The sequence below is a fragment of the Streptomyces spororaveus genome (assembly GCF_016755875.1).
GTDB classification, from domain to species: domain Bacteria; phylum Actinomycetota; class Actinomycetes; order Streptomycetales; family Streptomycetaceae; genus Streptomyces; species Streptomyces spororaveus.
Genome location: NZ_BNED01000003.1, coordinates 220542 through 236874, shown reverse-complemented (window position 1 = coordinate 236874; position 16333 = coordinate 220542). Strand labels below are relative to the sequence as shown.

Here is a 16333-nt window from a genome sequence, read left to right as displayed (position 1 = left end):
CCTCCGCGCCGGCCTCGGGCCGGGGTCCGGCGGGGCGGCCCTGACGAGTCGACAGGATCACGACTCCGTATCCGATCAGGAAACGGAAGGGAAGAGTCCCTTTTGTGACTCCAGGAGCCGGTAGCGTACGCCCGTTCGATCATGCCCACGTCCCCAAGGAACCCTCCATGGCCACGCCTCCCGCGCCGCAGTCCCCTGAGCAGCCCGCCGCTCCCGGCCCGTTCGACGCCCCCGTCGCGCCGTCCGAGCCCGCGAAGAAGAAGAGCGGCCTGGGGAAGAAGATCCTCGGCGTCGCCGTGGCGATCGCGGTCGCACTGTTCTGGCGTCTGGGCCTTCCCCATCTGACAGGCGATGCCCCGGTGCACGCGGAGGCCGGGGACTGCGTCGTCGTCACCGGCCCGGAGAACGACCCCAAGGTCGAGAGCAAGGGCTGCACGGAGAAGGTGGCCGACCTCTACAAGGTCGTCAAGGTCGTCGACAACACCTTCGACCTCGACAAGTGCGAGGGCGTGGCCGAGGTCGCTCTCGCGCAGCAGCTCGAGACGGACAAGTTCGTCCTCTGCATGGAGCCCGTCAAGAACTGACGCCCCACGCACGGCCGCAGGGGCCGGACCCGCCGGGTCCGGCCCCTGCGGCCGTGCGTGGGGCGTCAGGCGGTCCGCCCGCGCCCGGGACTGCCAGGTGCGAAGGGGAGCGGTGGTGGCACGGGATGGTCGGTCGGCCAGAGCGGGGCGGCTGTTCCTGCCCGTACTGCGGGATCCGTCCGCCGGCGGGATCGATCACCCGCGCCGGGCCTTGGCCGCCCGCGAGGCGGGCATCGACGGGGAGGCGTGACGAGGTGCCCGCCGGCGCCGGACCGCAGCGCTGAAACGGGATCCTCAGTTCCAGTCAAGCGTGCGCCACGGGCTGGCCGGGTCCGCGGTCAGGGCACGGTGGGTCGCAAGGACCGTCTCGTACCACTCGCCGAACTCCTCCTCGTCGAAGTGGAGGCAGCGGCCCAGGATGTAGGCGGCCGAGAAGTCCTCCCACGAGCGGTAGTTGAGCTGCACGAGACGGCCGGCCTGGACCACGGCCGCCTCCGCCTCCTGCAGGGAGCACAGACGGGCGGCGAGTCCCCAGCGGGCCATGCCGGAGGCCCGGCCGTAGTCCCAGGCTTCGACGCTCCGGACGAAGCCCCCCGCGGGCAGCAGGCCGTCGGCGCGGAACCGCGCCTCGTAGCGTGCGATGCGGCCGATCAACCGCTGAAGGCCGGTCACCTGGCCCTCCAGCTCCGCAGCGGTGACCGTACGGCCCGGGGTGACGCCGTCCGGGGTCAGGTGAGGTTCGGCGGCGGCCTCGGCGCGCCTGCGCACCGCGTTCCCCGCGGCCTCGCGCCAGTGGTCGACGTCGACGGGGCCCGCGAAGTCCAGGGCCATGCCGCGCCGAAGCTGCAGGGCGGACTCCCAGACCCCGCTGACCATTCCGGCGCGCAGCAACTGAGCCTGCGTGCCCTGCCAGTCCTCCCGGGTGGTGACGCCCCACCAGCGTTCCAGCATGCGCTTCTCGTCGCGGTAGCCGCAGCCGTGGTAGGCCATCGAGTTCCAGTAGCGCCCGTTGTGCACGTTGATGTGCGCGCCGGCCGCGAGACCGAAGGCGACGGGGCCGGTGAGGGGGCCGCCCACCTCCAGGGTGTGGACGACGTCCTGGGCCAGTCCCGGCCGTTCGACCGGGGCGGAGTGACGCTGCCACAGGGCGAGGCCCTCCGGCCCGGCCGGCAGGACGCCCTCGCAGGGGCTGCCGGGGTTGACGACGAGGTAGGGCGGGTCGTTCTGGTTCCAGACCTCCGCGAACCAGCCCAGGTCGTAGCAGTTGTAGACCGGGTCGGCGACGGGCGGCGGCAGCATGCCGCCGGTGTAGACGGCCAGGCACGCGGTCCGGGTCTGCGGGTTCCAGTAGGGGTGGAAGCGGGTGCTGCCCCCGCTCGCGTCGACGTAGGCGCGCGACTGCATCATGTACAGGTCGGCCCGTGCGACGAGGTCGTAGTACGCGGGCCAGTCGCCGCGCGCCTTCGCCTCGTACAGCCCCCGCTCGACCGCGCTCGGCGCCTGCCAGCCCCGCGCCGATGCCGCCGGACCGGGCAGGGCTCCTTCCTCGTGACCCGCTGTCAAACTCATGGGTAAACCCTAAAGGCTGGTCCAGTGCGGTCGGCGTGCCGGTCCCGCCGGGCGGGGGTCGACCGGGGCGAGCCTTTGCCGAGCGCACTACCCGGGCGCTTGACCCGCCAGGAGGCGGACCGGGAGCGGTCGCTGCGCCCGCTGAAGGCGTTCGACGAGGATGCTGACGACGGACTGCCGGGGAAGCTGCCGGAGTTCGAGGGATCGTCCACCACGGCGTCGCCGGGCCCCTGGGCGGGCGGGTGTGGGCCGGGCCCTTCCCGGCGCGCGGCAACATGGGCACCGCCGTCGGCCGGGATGCATACGGCAACCCGTTCGTCATCGGTGATCTCCACGGTACGGAGCAACGATCGCAGCTCTTCGGAGGCTCTCCTTGACTGCCGTTACGCGGGAAATCGATTCACGGCTCAAAGCGGCGAGATCCTGGCGGAGGTCAGCGCGTCTTGTGAAAGGCGTCTGCGCAGGTCATGGAGGAGTAGGCGCCGGGCTGACTCGCTCCGATCACCCCCCAACAAGGTGCTCGGCTCCTCCTCGGCCCGTCCAATTCTTTGATGCCATCAACTGCCCCACTCGATGGCGCAGGCTGTGATCGAGTTGCCCAGACGGACGGCAGCTTGAAGACTTGACATAGCAGACGTCGCGCTGAATCAGCCGTGTCTGCGCAAGGCTCTCTCGCTACTTCGACGCGGGCTCCCACGACCATCGAGTTCCGCGATGGCGAGGCAGCGGCCACGTATCCACGCCTCGACCGCGCGCCGGTCCGGTCGTCAGCCCTGAGGCGAAGACAACTTGCGGGGGTGTCCCGCAGGCAGCCGCGCACGGTCATGGTTCCTACACGAGGGAGCGCCACCATGACGGACATGCGTGAGGAGAACCAGACCAGTGATCTGGGGCTCGCGGACATGGTCAGCGGGCTGCGCCGTGAGCTGGAAGTCGCACAGCAGCGAGCGCTGGCGGAGGAGCTGAAGTTCAGCGTCGAAGACGTCGAAATCGAAGCCTCCGTCCAGGTGACGAAGAGTGGCGGGGGCAAGGCCGGAGTGCAGTTCTGGGTGGTTCAGGCCGGTGGGGAGTTCGCGCGGAGCAACGCCTCCACTCACCGCATCAAGCTGAACCTCAGGCTGCCCGAGACCACGCACATCGGCGACTCAAACAAGGATCCGAAATGACCGGGCTGGACGCCGAACGCCTGGTTTCTCTTTCAGCCGACGAACGCGGCTCAGGCTATCTGCTGACGCCGGATCTCGTGCTCACGGCGGGCCACTGTGTGGGGATGAGGGACTCCACGGCCACGGTACGCAAGTACGTTCGCCGTGGCGGGGGTTATGACCTCTCGGATGAGCCGCATACGTTCACGGTCGTGGCCAAAGGCACCCAGGACACCGACTTTGCGCTCCTGACCTCCACCACCGCCGATCCGTTCGGGACCGGGAGCTTGGACAGGTACGTAGAGGTGCGGCTGGGCCGCTTGGTCGGCGAGGAGGCGGTTCCGGCACAGACGCTGGGCTTTCCGCGTTCGCAGCTGTACGAGGCCGGAACGGAGCAGTTCCTGAACGTGGAGGACGCGAGGGGGGCCATCCTTCCCCGGACGGGTGCGCGGCACTTGGTGCAGCAGGTGAACTTCCAGATCCAGAGCGGGTCTCCGCGGGCAGGCCGTGGCGCGTCATGGTGGAGCGGAATGTCTGGCGCCGCTCTGTTCAGCGGGGACCACCTCGTGGGCGTGATCACGGATGACCGGGCCAGGGTCGACGGACGGTTGCATGCCCTCCCGGTCAGCCGGATTTTCGGTGACGACGGCTCCGAGGAGGCGAAGGCCTGCCTGCTGGCCGCCAGGAGCCTCCCGGCCGACGCTACCGTCCTGCTGGACCCCGTCTGGGCGGGTGGCGAGGTCCTGCAGCCGGCCTACAGCCCTTTGCCGCTACGCGATCTCCGGTCCGAGGCGGCCCTACTCGAGGCCCGGTACGAAGTCGTGCCGTTCACGGGCCGGGCGCAGGAGCTCAGCGCCCTGGTCGACTGGTGTCAACAGGCTGATGGGCGGCGCATGCGGCTGATCACCGGGGGCGGAACCGTCGGGAAGACCCGTCTCGCTCGTGAGCTGTGCCGCCGGATGGCCAGGAAGCACTGGGTCACCGGGTTCGTCGATCCGCTGTGTGCCGACTTCTCCAACGTCTGCGACCTGGCGGAGAAACGACTGTTGGTCATTGACGACGCCGATGCCCGCGCGGGTCAGTTGGAGGCCCTTCTCACCACAGCCGCCGAGCACCCAGCCCGGCATTCCCTGCGCATCCTGGCCGTCGCCCACAACGGCGGACTGTGGTGGGATGCGTTCAGGCGGCGGTTCGAGTCACTGGCCGACGTTGAGGACGTGCTGTCGATCGAGCCCCTGCCCGAGGCCGGGCGTGAAGACGTCTACCTCGCGGCTCTCGCGGCCTTCAGCAAGCTGTACGAGCAGAACCAGGGGACGGGCACGGGGCGACAGGACCGTGCCGTGCCAGACGGTGCGGTCCTGGGAGCGGAGGGAGAGCCACGTCCCGGGGCGGGCATACCCGCACTCGGCGAGGCCGACTTCGGCAGCTTCTTGCTCATCCTGATCCAGGCCTTGGTGGACGCGCGGGCCGGCCTTGACAAGGCGCCTTCGGCCTTGGCGGGCCCGCCCTCACGCTCACGGTCCGACGCCTTGCTCGACTACGCCATTGACGTGGAGCGTCAAAGGTGGGTGGTATCGGCGGAAGGGCAGAAACTGCCGAGTGACCCGGTCCTGCTCGAACGGATCGTCGCCGTCTCGAGCCTGGCCGTGGCCGGGGGCCAGTCGGATGGAGAGAAGGAAACGGAAGCAGCCCGTCGGCTCCTGCTCGTTCCCGACCTCGCGGGCGAGCCGGAATGGCTCAGGCGCGCGTTCGCCCGCTGGCAGCACACGGCGTTCGTCGGGGACGGCTACATGCGCTCGCTGCAGCCGCAACGGCTTGCCGAGCGGCTCGGAGCCAAGGTCATCGCGACTTTTCCCGATCTCGCCTCCAAGCTGCTCGATGTCGCCGGAGGCGGGCCGGGCGTCCCCCAACACGAGATCGACCAGGCGCGCCAGATTCTCAATGTGCTCCATGTCCTGCAGCTCACCGCCGGATCCGGTGAGTCTCCTTCGGGTGACATGGTGGCGCCCGTTGACGCCATGGCTGGGCCGACTGCACAGCAGACGGCGCGCGAAAGGTTGGAGGAGGCTCTGCGCGCCCATGCCGTCCCGCTCGTCAGACTGGTGAACCAGCTCGCTTTGACGAAAGAGATTCAGTTCGCGAGCGCCATGGGTACGTCGCTTGCTGCCGCGTTGAACTCCACGCTGGGGGAGGACTCGGCCCAGGAGGTCGCCGCCCAGGTTCTGCCGGAATTCGACGAGTCTCCGCCGGATGTCGTCCTGAAGCTGGCCACGGCCATCGCACAACACGCGGTGCAGTACCACCAGCGCGACGGGACGCCGGCCACTCAGGAGAATCGAAGGAGCCTGGCCCGGGCCCAGCAACGGTGGTCGCTCTACCTGGCCAGCTCAGGGATGCGCAACCGGGCGCGCGAGGTTGCGGGCCAAGCGGTCGACACCTACCACGCGCTGCAACAACTGATGCCGTCCGAGGAGCATGACTTGTGTCTGGCAGAGGCTATGCGGAACCTGGCGGACAGACTCTTCGACATCGGACGCTTCGAGGATGCCGACAGCTGTGCCGGTGAGGCGATACGTCGCCTGGAGACGTTGTTCCAGAGCAACGCCACCCGGCGACACGCGTTCGCTCTGGTGACGGCCTTGTGCACCCGGGCCACGGCGGCCCACCACATCGGTCGCCAGCGAGAGGCTATGCAAGCGGCTACAGCGGCGTGCGAGCTGATCGAGGCGCTGCCGGCAGCCTCTGACGGCGAGGAGGACAAACCCGACGACGTCCTCGGCATGAAAGCGGGTGTGCTGCGGTGCCGGGCCTGGCAACTCGGCGCGAAGGGGGACGTCGATCAAGCGCTGGAGAAGGCTGCCGAGAGCGTTCGGATCTACGAGGATCTACGCTCGCGCACTCCCGGCCGTTGGAAGCGGGACATTGCCGAAGCCCTCAACGTGCTCGGCACCCAGCACGCCGCCAAGCAGCAGTGGGGCGAATGCATCGACCGGCACAGAAGGGCCGTGGAGGACTACTACAACCCCCTGGAACGGGAGTACCGCGAAGCGGTCCGGCCCCAGCACGCACTCGCGCTGCGGCGGCTGGCGTACGGGTACCTGGGAAGAGCCCGGTCCCAGCCGCCGCCGGAGAGCAGGCTGGAAGATCTTCACAAGGCGCTGCAGAACGTCGAGCTGGCATTGCAGCAGTACGAACGGATGTGCAAAGAGGACAGGTGGGCGAAGCGTATCCACGAGGCGTCAGCGCGCTGCCTGACGGCGGAAATTCTGCTCGACCTCAGTGACACCGACCGGCATCCGCGCGCTGCCGCCGCCTCTCGGCAGAACCTCGAACGGGCTGGGGAAGCTGCCCGTCAGTCGCTGGACCTGTACGACGAGATAGACCCACGTGCCTGGAAGCTCAGGCTGGACAGGGCGCACGCGCAAGCGGTTCTCGCCACATCGTTCGCATGTCAAGGGTTCCCCCGGGCTGAGGTTCTGGCGGCCTACAAGGAGGCCAGACAGGCATTCGCCCGGCTGGATGCGGAGGAGCCGGGACGGGTGGAGGAGGAACTGCGCCACATCGAGGACGTGATCAAGGAGTTCGCACAGGGCGCGCCGCCCCATGTCCACCAGCCTCGTCCGCGAGTCGTCGCGAGCCGGCCGGTCAGACGGCGGAAGCGCCAACAGACGGTGTCTCATTTGCGGCACCTTCGCGATGCCCGCCGGTGAGGTCAACGGGCCCGTGCGGCCGTCCGCCGCCCGTCCGTCACCGGGATGTCGAGCCCTCGTCGCCGTGAGGACCTCGTACGAGGTGGACGAGCCGAGCGCGAATGCGGCGCAGAGTCGGATCGGACATCACGAAGGTGAACCCAGCCTCGTGGGGCTGTCGGCCGCGGGCAGGCCCGGCAGCCGTCACACGTCGCCGACACCACCGGTCGGCAGCATCCAGCACTCTCACCCCTGCTCCGGCCTCTGCCCGCCCCGTACGTCGATGCCGGACGGGCCCGGCCCAAGGTCCTCTCGGGGATGGCACTTTCACCGGACGCAGGCGCGCGGCCGGACAGCTGCGGCACGCTGGAATCCGGCCGGGCTCCTGCCCCCCCCCGCACCAGCCGCCGGGCGATCGCCCCGAGAGCGTGCTGCGACCCGGCCGGGTGCGGGTCGGCGTCAGTCGATGTCGTCCGGGTCGTAGACGTCCTTGTCGGCCGGGACGTCCACCTGTACGGGCCGGTTGATGCCGGTGAAGGCGAGATCGAACGCGTCCGAGCCGCCGGTGGTCGCCTTGAGCAGAAACGGTTCACCCTTGGTGGCCACCAGGAAGACCCCTTGCATCGTGTTGAGCGAGAGCGCCTCCTGGCCGTCGATCTCGGTCAGCGCGCCCTTCTCCGCGTCCCTGATGCTGTACAAGTCCCTGAGCAGGCCGTCCCGGTCGCACAGGCTGGTCAATCCCTTCATGGAGGGGTCCGAAGTCTCCACGCGCATCCAGCGGCCCGACATCTCCTTGCGGGCTCGGGCCGCCTGTTCCTCGGGCATGTCCTGCGTCCGGGCGAGGACGAGGGCCTCGTCACCACGGAAGAACGTGTGATCCCGGGTACGGACCACTTCGATGTTGCCGCCGCTCTGGGCCGACAGGGTGCCCGTGCATTCGCCGGACCCGCTGATCGACAGGTTCACCTGCGTGGGTACGCCCAGGCCGGACGTCGTCCCGCTGACGGTGAACGTGGACGCGCCGCGCAGCGCGGTCACGGAGTCGTTCAGCACTCGGGAGCCCGGCCGGCCGGGGAAGGGTTCGGACGGCAGGCATCCGGTGAGCCCGAGGGCCACGGTGCCGGCGAGGGCGACGGAGGCGATCAAGCGGTGAGCGGTGCGCACGGAGACTCTCTTCAACGGGGGCGGTTCGGAAGGAGAGTACGGGGCACCCGGGCGGCAGCCCCAGCGGGGGTGGTCACATCAACTGGACGGGGGATCGCGGTGGGGGTCGGTCGCTGCGCCCGCTGAAGGCGATCGACGAAGCCAGCCGTTGTCAGTGGTGGGCGCGAGGATGCGGGCATACCACCGAACCAGCCACTGTCTGAAGGATTCTCCATGTCCGTTCCTGTCTCCGGGCCCGCAGCCGACGTCGCGGCCATCCCCTTCCCCACCGGCTGGTGCGCCACGGACCTGGGCAGCTTGAGGCCGTGCGCGTCCACCTACGAGGTGTACCCCGTGGAGAGCCTGCCGCCTCTGGAGGCCGCGCACCTCGATGACGGGTTCGACTGGCTGGGCGGGGCGGGCGGGCCGCGATCCGAGCACACGGAGCATCTCGCGGCCATGGAGCAGGAACTGGCCGAGGCCGGACTGGCGCTCCCCGCGGGCTTCGCCGCCTTCTACGGCAGCGAGCACCTCTGCCGCGTTTTCGACGAGGTCTCGGTGACGGCCTGCTGGAGCCACCTTTCCGGTCCGCTGCCCAGCCCGGCCGAGGAGGGCGCCCGTCTCGTACGGTTCCTGCGCGACCAGCAGGACTGCGTCATCTGGTACCTGTACCTGCGGCCCTCCGGCGAGGCGTTCGTGGTCTTCTCGCATGTCGAACTGGAGTCCGCCGGATGGTGGGCGGAGGGGGAGCCGACCGAGGAGGTCCGGGCCGCGGTGGCCGCCTCGCTGATGCGGTGCGCCGACACCTTCGAGGAGTTCGCGTACCGCTTCGTCGTGGAGAACGAGCTGTGGATGCAGGCGAATTCCGCAGGCGCCGAGAGCCGGCTCGCGCCCCGCCTCCAGGCGTACGCCGACCACTACGCGTCCGCCGCACCCTGAGCCGGTCGCGGCGGGCCTTCTGGCTGACCTTCTGGCCGCCCTTCCTGAAACTCACTTCCAAAGCCAGGCGTACTGCGGCCGTCTCCGGCTTGGGCTCGTCATCCGCGCCTACGACGCCGGAGACCACTCCAACGCCACCGGCCGGCAAGCCTGGATGGCGCCCGTGTTCCGAGCTGCGCGAGGTTGTTGCGGCTGACGAGGGTGTCGGGGTGGTCGGGGCCGAGGACGCGTTCGCGATCGGCGAGGGTCTGCCGGTGAAGCTCGGCAGCCTCCCGGCGACGGCCGAGGTCCAGCAGGGCGACGGCGAGGTTGTTGCGGCTTTCGAGAGTGTGGGGGTGGTCGGTGCCGAGAGCGCGTTCGCGGTGGGCGAGGTTGTGCCGGTGGAGGTCGGCGGCCTCCTGGTGCCGGTCGAGATCCTGCAGCGCGACGGCGAGGTTGTTGCGGCTTCCGAGGGTGTTGGGGTGGTCGTTGCCGAGGGTGCGCACGCGGTCGGTCAGGGTGTGCCGGTGGAGGTCGGCGGCCTCCTGGTGTCGGCCGAGACCCTGCAGGGTGTTGGCGAGGTTGTAGCGGCTTCCGAGTGTGAGGGGGTGGTCGGTGCCGAGCGCGCGTTCGAGGCGGGCGAGGTTGTGCTCGTGGAGGTCGGCCGCTTCCTGAGGCCGGCCGAGACCCCGCAGCGCGAGGGCGAGGTTGTTGCGGCTGGAGAAGGTGTCCGGGTGGTCGGTGCCGAGGGCGCGTTCTCGGTCGGTGAGGGTCTGCTGGTGGAGGTCGGCGGCTTCCTGGTGGCGGCCGAGGCCCTGCAGCGTGAGGGCGAGGTTGTTGCGGCAGGTGAGCGTGTGGGGGTGGCCGTTGCCGAGGCTGCGTTCGAGGTGGGCGAGGTTGTGCTGGTGGAGGTCGGCGGCCTCCTGGTGGCGGCCGAGACCCTCCAACGCGAGGGCGAGGTTGTTGCGGCTGCTCAGGACGGTGGTGTGATCGTTCCCCAGCCCCGGCTGGAGGCGGTTGAGGGCTTGTTCCGCAAGGACAGCTGCCTGTTCGGGATGCCCGGCTCGGCGAGTACTGTCCGAGAGCCTGCCGAGGGTGCGGCCGGCAGCCAGGGCGTCAGGGGTGAGCTCCGCGATGGTCAGCGCGTGGGGGGCGAGAAGTCTGCTGATGGTCCAGCCGGACAGGCTGGCGTCTGCGGCTTCGTCCACGACGGCTGCCATGCGTTCGGTCAGGGCCCGGTGCCAGCTGTCCAGGCCGGGGGTTTCGGCGCGGAGGGTGAGGGCGGTGATGTCGCGGACGAGCGGGTGGAGGATGACCTGTCCGATGGCCGGCGTGCCGTCAGGAAAGGTGAGGGTGTCCAGGAGACCGTAGGTGTGGAGTCCGTTCACCGCGGTCTCGATCGCTACCGCGGTAGCCGGTGTCCCGCAGGCGGCGGTGACCAGCTCCGGGCACAGGAAGGAGACTGGTACGGGCGCGGGCGCCAGCAGCGACAGGAGGCGCAGTACCGGCCGGGCGAGCGCGTTGCCGTTGGCGGCGAGTTGGTCGAGGGAGAGCTCCCAGGTGTAGCGGACCAGGCGGCGCGCGGCCTCGGGATCGGCCCCGCCCGGGATCTCTGCCCCGAGCAGGGTGGCCAGGTGGGTGCCGAGGGCGTCTTCGTAGGCGGTGAAGGTGCGGTAGCGGCTGCCCGGCGCGGCGAGGTACCGGCCGGCGGCGTGCAGGGCGAGGGGGAGCCCGCCGAGCCGGACGGAGAGGAGTTCGGCCTCCTGCGCGGTTCCGGCCGCAGGCGCGGCGTCGACGAGCACCTGCCCAGCCGCCGACGGGGTCAGCGGCGCGACGCGCAACAGCTCGGCCCGGCCTCCCCACACGGAAGCGTCACCGTCCCGACTGGTCACGACCAGCAGACCGCGGCTGCCGGGCCGCACCCATCCCCGGTAGCCCGCCACCGGCTCACCCTCGGGTCCCACCTCACCCGGTTCGTCGACGTTGTCCAGCACCACCAGCCACCTGCCCACCCGGTTCAGCTGCTCCCACACCACATCGGGCAGGGCCGCGCGCCCGGCCCGGGCTTCCTCCAACCGCTCCTCGGGAAGTCCGCACTCCAGGGCGATGCGGGTCATCTGCTCGGCCAGTTCGGCCTGACCACGCCAGCGCACCCAGAACACCCGTACGTTTTCGGCGCGGGCGATGTCGGCCAGGGCGGAGGCGATCGTCGTCTTGCCCACCCCGCCGACACCGCACAGCACCGCCAACCGCTCCTCGGGCCGCTTCAGCATCCTTCGCAGCGCGGCGAGCTCGTCCGTGCGCCCGCGGACCGGTCCCGCCCCGTGGGGGGCCGACAGGGATTCCATTCCGCCGGCCAGGACCCGCTCCAGCGGGACCAGCCGGACCGGCCCCGCCCCGCCCCCGCCGTCCAGGCGGCGGCCCAGCACGGCCAGCGTGGCCGCGACGATCACGGACACGATGAAGACCGGCCACACCACCCACGGGTCCTCGGCCCATCCCGGCAGCACATCCGTCACGTAGTTCGTCACCACGGCAGACGCCGCGGCGGCCACCGCCGCAGAGGCCGCAACCACCGAACCCGCCCACGCACCCCTTGCCCGCACACTGCCCCCAGCCTCGCCCCACCCGCCGGAGGACGAGCGTAGAAGAGGGGCTGTGGCCGCATCGGCCGAATCAGCGGACTACCGAGGAGTACCGGGCGGGTTTCGGACCGGATCGGCGGGCACGCGGGGGCTGTCGGTGTGTGGCGTGACGATGGGTGTCGTGGTTTGGCAGGAGACAGCGTGAAGGCCCCGAGGCTGCCTCGGGGCCTTCACACACTTCGCTGACCGCAGGACTCAACGAACGAGACGGGCGAGAGTCACGCCCCGCCCGTCACCGGTTCACCCCGCGCCGCCCTCCGGGTCGGTACGGCCCCCATTGCGGCGGCGCCAGAACGGGTGCTCAGGCCACCGCCGCTCCTGCGCGTAGGACCGGGCGTGATGGTGGTGGTACGCGTCGGCCACGCCGTCCAGGAACGAGGCATAGGACGCGAGCGCCTCCTTCTCGCCGGCCAGGCACCGGGCGACGGCCGCTCCGGCGCGGGCCCCGGTGTGCAGGGCCGTGAGGATGCCCTGGGAGGACAGGGGGTCGAAGGCGATCGCGGCGTCCCCGGCGGCGACCCAGCCCGGGCCGCCCGGCGGCGACAGCCGCAGTCCGTGGGCGGCCGTCCAGTACGGGACGGGGGAGCAGGCCGGGTCGTAGCCGCGCAGGCGGTCCCGTACGTGCCGGGTGCGCGCCACCGCGTACCGGAACCCTTCGGCGGTGCGCAGCCGGGCACCGGCGAGGTCGGCGTCGGTGAGATGGGCGACCACCCGCCCGGCCGGGACCCTGGCGGTGTACCACCAGCCCTCGGGCACGGCCTCGACGAGGGTACGCAGCTCCGGGTCCCCGGCGTGGCCGCCGCTCACCCGGCCGCCGAGCAGCGTGAACGCGGCCACGAGCCGGTCCTGTCGGCGCCGCAGGGCCAGACGGCGGCCGATGAGGGCGCGGCGGCCCGTCGCGTCCACGACCCAGCGGGAGCACAACTCCCGTACGGCGCCGCCCCGCTCCCGTACCAGCAGGCGCTGCTCGCCGCCCGCGCTGCGGTGGCCGATCACGACCGCCCGCCGGATCAGCGCGCCCGCGGCCACCGCGGCCTCGCGCAGGAAGGCGTCGAACCGGTCCCGGTCGAGGTGCCAGCCCTGCCCGTGCGGGTCGAACAGGTGGCTGTGGCCGAGCAGCCGGGCGGATCCCCAGGACGCGTCGGTGCCCGGGCAGCTCAGGTGTGCGTCGGCGGCGAAGGCGGTCCAGAGCCCCAGGTCGTGCAGCAGCGGCCGGGCCGCGGGCGGCAGGGTCTCCCCGATGGTGAAGGCACCGGAGCGAGCGCCCGGCGGGCCCCCGTCCACCAGCAGCACATGTCGGCCGGCGCGGGCCAGGACCAGAGCGGCGACGGCCCCGGCGGGGCCGCCCCCGGCCACGACGGCCTCGAGGCGCCCGGTGCGGGGACCGGCGCCGGTCCGGGCGGTCACGGTGTCTCCGGGAAGCGGGCGACCTTCTCGAAGTACCCCGCCAGCACCTCCTCGTCGGGCCGGTCGGCCGCGGCGATGGCGGCGGCCACCGCCTCCTCCCGCACGTCGGGATCGGCGGCCTCGGGCACGTGCAGGCACACGAGGTTCCGCAGCGGGGGCGGAGCCTCTTCGGGATGGAACCCCACCTCGGACTCCACCAGCATGCTCGCGGGGAGACTCACCACGTCACCGGAGCCGGTATCCGTGTCCCTATCGGTGTCCCTATCCGTATCCGTATCCGCGGTGGGGACTTCACGCCGTGCGATGATGCCGAGCTTGCCGAAGTCCTTGACCATGGCGTTCATCTGGGCGATGCGGTCGGAGGGCAGCCATCTGTCCCACACCGCCCTGTCCTCGAAGGCGGTGCGACGCTCCTCGGGGTCGGCGGCGGGATCGACGGCGGTCCGGTAGTTCTCCTCCGTCAGCACGTGGTTGGGCACCCGCGCAGGCCAGAAGGTGGGCAGGTACGGGTCGTACCGCGGCCCGAAGCCCAGGTAGTACCCGGAGCGGCAGCGGGCGGTGTCGGTCTGCCAGGGGACGGCCATCCAGCGGGTCAGACCGCCCGGCTCCTGGGCGTACAGCGGACCGTCGATCGCGAGCACCGCCTGCGGGGTGAGCGTGGAGCCGTAACCGGGTTCGGGCCGGGCGGGGTCGCGGTGGCGCACCCGGAAGGGCGCGGAGTACAAGGTGGCGTGACGCATCGGCCAGGAGAGCTCACAGCCGGGGTGGAAGGCGTCGGCCAGACAGTACGACAGGGCGGCCCGGTCCAGGGCCGCCGGGCGCTGAGCGAGCGGCAGGCCGTCCAGCGCGGTGGAACCCGGGGCCGCCGTGGGCGGCGTGGCCGCGGGATCATGGTCGGCGTCGAAGTCCCCGGCGGCCCAGCGCGCCAGCATGCCGTACTGCAACGGGGAGAGCGCCAGGTGCTGGCGCTCGGAGACCGGCCGCACGCTCATCGAGTCGCCGTAGATCGGCGGCCAGGGCACGGGGGAGAGCCCGTCGCGCTCGGGATCCCGCAGCATCGCCCAGATCTGCTGCCGCAGTTCGTCGCGCCGCGTACCGTGACCGGCCAGCTCCGCCAGTCGCCCGGGTGCCAGGAAGTGCTCGCGCCCACCGTGACCGAACAGGGCCGCGAAGCCGCGGTTGACCCACTGCAGATCGCACAGGCGGCGCAGCACCGGCAGCACGTCGTGGGTGAACGAGACCCGCTCCGGCGGCGCCAGCATGCCCGCGGCCACGAAGGTGTCGCACATCAGGTCGTACATCGTGCGCACCGACGTGAGCTCCGGTGCGAAATTCGGGGGAGCGACCACCACCCAGGCCGGATCGACCGGGACGCTCCTGCCGTCGATGCGGACCTGCGCGGTGACCGGCCCGTCGCAGGTGTCGTCGTGCCAGCCGTCGTTGTTGGCGAAGTGCGTCGCCTGGACCGGGGGGTACGAGGCGGACACCCCGCGCCCGCCGAGGAACAGCAGGCGGCCGGCTTCGTCGGTGCGCAGTTCGCCCAGGTAGACGGGATGCCCGAGGAACGTCCCCGTGTCGAACGCGTACTCGGGCTTCCCCGCGCGCTCGCGGCCCCGGATCGAGCGGGGCCCGGGCCGGATCGCCAGCCGGTCGCGCTCCCCGGCGGGCACCGTCGTGAGGTTGCGCAGCGTGGTGGCGGGCGCCTGCGCCGCCTCGGGGATGTCCAGGGCCAGCTGGAACTGGTACCAGGCCGCCTTCTTGTTGGCCACCTCCACGGTCCAGCGCAGGTCGGCGTTGTCCGCCGTCAGCTCGGCCACCGCCTCACCGGCGGCGTTGTAGCCGTACACCCGGAACCGGACCGCCTGTCGCTTCAGCGCGCCGCTCGCGTCCTTGTACGTACCGGTGGCCGGTGGGGGAGCCCCGTCGACCTCCGGGGCGAGGAAGAACTCCTCCGCGCTGTCGCCGACCCGCGCCACCCCGATCGCCGGGTGCACCGCGGCCCGTACGATCCGGGTGTCGCGTCCGTGCGGTTCGGCGGCCGACGGCCGCGCGGGACCGGGCTCCGCCGCCGGAATGCCGTTGGCGTCGCGCCGCCGGGCCGCCGACGCGCGGTAGACGACCTTGCGGGCCTCGGCCATGCTGCCGACGGGCTCGTGCTCGGACAGGCTGTGCCAGGGGTTGAAGGCGAGGTTGTCCCCGTACTCCTCCTGCCCCCGTGCCGCCGTGTCCTGCTGATGCAGAGTCAGCCGCGCCACTCTCACGGGCGCGCTCTCGCTCTCCTCCCAGCGCACGGTGGCCCGGTCCAGCGGCATACGGTCCGGATCCGTCCGGAACTGGAGCAGCAGGTCGAAGGCGGCCGGGCCGGCGGCCAGCCGGTGGCGCAGGTCCCCGCGCAGGAAGGAGGGGTCCTCGTCCGGCGGCACCGCCCGGGGGTCGCCGTCCGCGCAGCCGGCCGGGACGAGCTTGTACTTCACGTGCCGGTCCGGCCCGAAGGCGTACGGCAGCACGCCCCAGTACGTCGACGTGAGCGTGCTCTCGACGGGCTTGCGCATGTCCGCGAGGATCTGCCGGGTGAGGGGGTGCTGCTGCTGGTACGCCGCCTGGTCCAGCTGGAACTCGCACATGTCCCGGGCCGTGTCGACGAAGAAGACGTCGTGGTTCTGCAGGACGAGGTCCTGTGTGTCGGCCCGGGTGTCGTCCTGGAGCAGTTTCGGCCCCGGCACGCCGAACAGCTTGATGCCCCATCCGACGGTTCTGCGCAGGTCGGGCCGCTCGGGCTGGGTATCGCTGGAGACGCGCACCCAGGCGGTCAGGCCGCCTTGTTCGGCCGCGGCCCTGAGGAAACCGACGCAGAGCTCCGGGGGCAGGTCGGGGGCGACCGTCAGTACACCGCGGGCCGCGCCGTGGAACTTGACGAAGACCGGGCGCAGGAGGGGGTCCTGCCCCCGTGCGACGCGGTCCCCCATCCGCTCGCCCACGAACTCGGCCGTGATCCCGGCGATCGGCTCGTCGGCGCAGTCGCGCGGGGGCGGCTGCGCGGGGCTGTCGGACACCTCGGGGCTCTCCGCCATGGCTCTGCTCCTGCCTGTCGAGGACCGGCCGGGGCCGACCGTGTGCTGACGCTCCTGGCGGGAACCAGCCTGCCCCACAAAACACTCGATAAAGGGGCAACCCGCGCAGACGTCGGCCGCTACCCGGCCGCCACGCGGCGGCGTTGTCACATTCGGAGCGTC

The 16333-nt window shown here is 71.3% G+C and carries 10 protein-coding genes; 5 read left to right on the top strand and 5 right to left on the bottom strand.

Annotation, left to right across the window (positions count from 1 at the left end; all coding sequences use genetic code 11):
* Positions 1 to 167 precede the first annotated feature (167 nt).
* Together Sspor_RS02185 and Sspor_RS41000 are read left to right on the top strand one after the other, a co-directional pair.
* A complete protein-coding gene (locus tag Sspor_RS02185; protein WP_202197462.1) occupies positions 168 to 584 on the top strand; it encodes an LppU/SCO3897 family protein in 417 nt (138 codons plus the stop codon).
* 115 nt (positions 585 to 699) lie between these two features.
* Positions 700 to 834, top strand: a complete 135-nt coding sequence (locus Sspor_RS41000; RefSeq protein ID WP_272934821.1) for a hypothetical protein — start codon at positions 700 to 702, stop codon at positions 832 to 834.
* A gap of 44 nt (positions 835 to 878) precedes the next feature.
* Here Sspor_RS41000 and Sspor_RS02180 read toward each other — a convergent pair whose 3' ends face one another.
* The gene (locus Sspor_RS02180) at positions 879 to 2153 is read right to left on the bottom strand and encodes a DUF1266 domain-containing protein (protein ID WP_202197461.1); all 1275 of its coding nucleotides are present in this window, start codon (positions 2151 to 2153) and stop codon (positions 879 to 881) included.
* Positions 2154 to 3004: 851 nt separating this feature from the next.
* Between Sspor_RS02180 and Sspor_RS02175 the strand changes: the two genes are divergently transcribed.
* Complete coding sequence (locus tag Sspor_RS02175; protein ID WP_237403605.1) at positions 3005 to 3319, top strand: trypco2 family protein; 315 nt, start codon at positions 3005 to 3007, stop codon at positions 3317 to 3319.
* Complete coding sequence (locus Sspor_RS02170) at positions 3316 to 7008, top strand: S1 family serine peptidase (protein WP_202197460.1); 3693 nt, start codon at positions 3316 to 3318, stop codon at positions 7006 to 7008. Before Sspor_RS02175 ends, Sspor_RS02170 begins: the two co-directional genes overlap by 4 nt.
* Positions 7009 to 7446: 438 nt before the next feature.
* Here the strand turns inward: Sspor_RS02170 and Sspor_RS02165 are convergent, their stop codons facing one another.
* On the bottom strand, positions 7447 to 8151 hold the full coding sequence (locus Sspor_RS02165) for a hypothetical protein (protein WP_202197459.1): 705 nt from the start codon (positions 8149 to 8151) through the stop codon (positions 7447 to 7449).
* 213 nt (positions 8152 to 8364) lie between these two features.
* On the opposite strand from Sspor_RS02165, the gene Sspor_RS02160 reads away from it, so the two are divergent.
* Positions 8365 to 9069 carry a hypothetical protein gene (locus Sspor_RS02160; protein ID WP_202197458.1) on the top strand — a complete coding sequence of 235 codons (705 nt, stop codon included), beginning with the start codon at positions 8365 to 8367 and terminating at the stop codon, positions 9067 to 9069.
* Positions 9070 to 9167: 98 nt separating this feature from the next.
* Here Sspor_RS02160 and fxsT read toward each other — a convergent pair whose 3' ends face one another.
* The 3 genes from fxsT to Sspor_RS02145 form a co-directional block, all read right to left on the bottom strand.
* Positions 9168 to 11579 carry an FxSxx-COOH system tetratricopeptide repeat protein gene (fxsT, locus tag Sspor_RS02155; protein WP_202197457.1) on the bottom strand — a complete coding sequence of 804 codons (2412 nt, stop codon included), beginning with the start codon at positions 11577 to 11579 and terminating at the stop codon, positions 9168 to 9170.
* Positions 11580 to 11933: 354 nt separating this feature from the next.
* The gene (locus Sspor_RS02150; protein ID WP_202197456.1) at positions 11934 to 13100 is read right to left on the bottom strand and encodes an FAD-dependent monooxygenase; all 1167 of its coding nucleotides are present in this window, start codon (positions 13098 to 13100) and stop codon (positions 11934 to 11936) included.
* The gene (locus tag Sspor_RS02145) at positions 13097 to 16171 is read right to left on the bottom strand and encodes a LodA/GoxA family CTQ-dependent oxidase (protein ID WP_237403604.1); all 3075 of its coding nucleotides are present in this window, start codon (positions 16169 to 16171) and stop codon (positions 13097 to 13099) included. The genes Sspor_RS02150 and Sspor_RS02145 overlap by 4 nt, the downstream gene beginning before the upstream one ends.
* Positions 16172 to 16333 lie beyond the last annotated feature (162 nt).

Bases quoted from the DNA above. Each gene is read 5' to 3' on its own strand.
- Sspor_RS02185 (WP_202197462.1), top strand. From the start codon at position 168: ATGGCCACGCCTCCCGCGCCGCAGTCCCCTGAGCAGCCCGCCGCTCCC.
- Sspor_RS02180 (WP_202197461.1), bottom strand. From the start codon at position 2,153: ATGAGTTTGACAGCGGGTCACGAGGAAGGAGCCCTGCCCGGTCCGGCG.
- Sspor_RS02175 (WP_237403605.1), top strand. From the start codon at position 3,005: ATGACGGACATGCGTGAGGAGAACCAGACCAGTGATCTGGGGCTCGCG.
- Sspor_RS02170 (WP_202197460.1), top strand. From the start codon at position 3,316: ATGACCGGGCTGGACGCCGAACGCCTGGTTTCTCTTTCAGCCGACGAA.
- Sspor_RS02160 (WP_202197458.1), top strand. From the start codon at position 8,365: ATGTCCGTTCCTGTCTCCGGGCCCGCAGCCGACGTCGCGGCCATCCCC.
- Sspor_RS02145 (WP_237403604.1), bottom strand. From the start codon at position 16,171: ATGGCGGAGAGCCCCGAGGTGTCCGACAGCCCCGCGCAGCCGCCCCCG.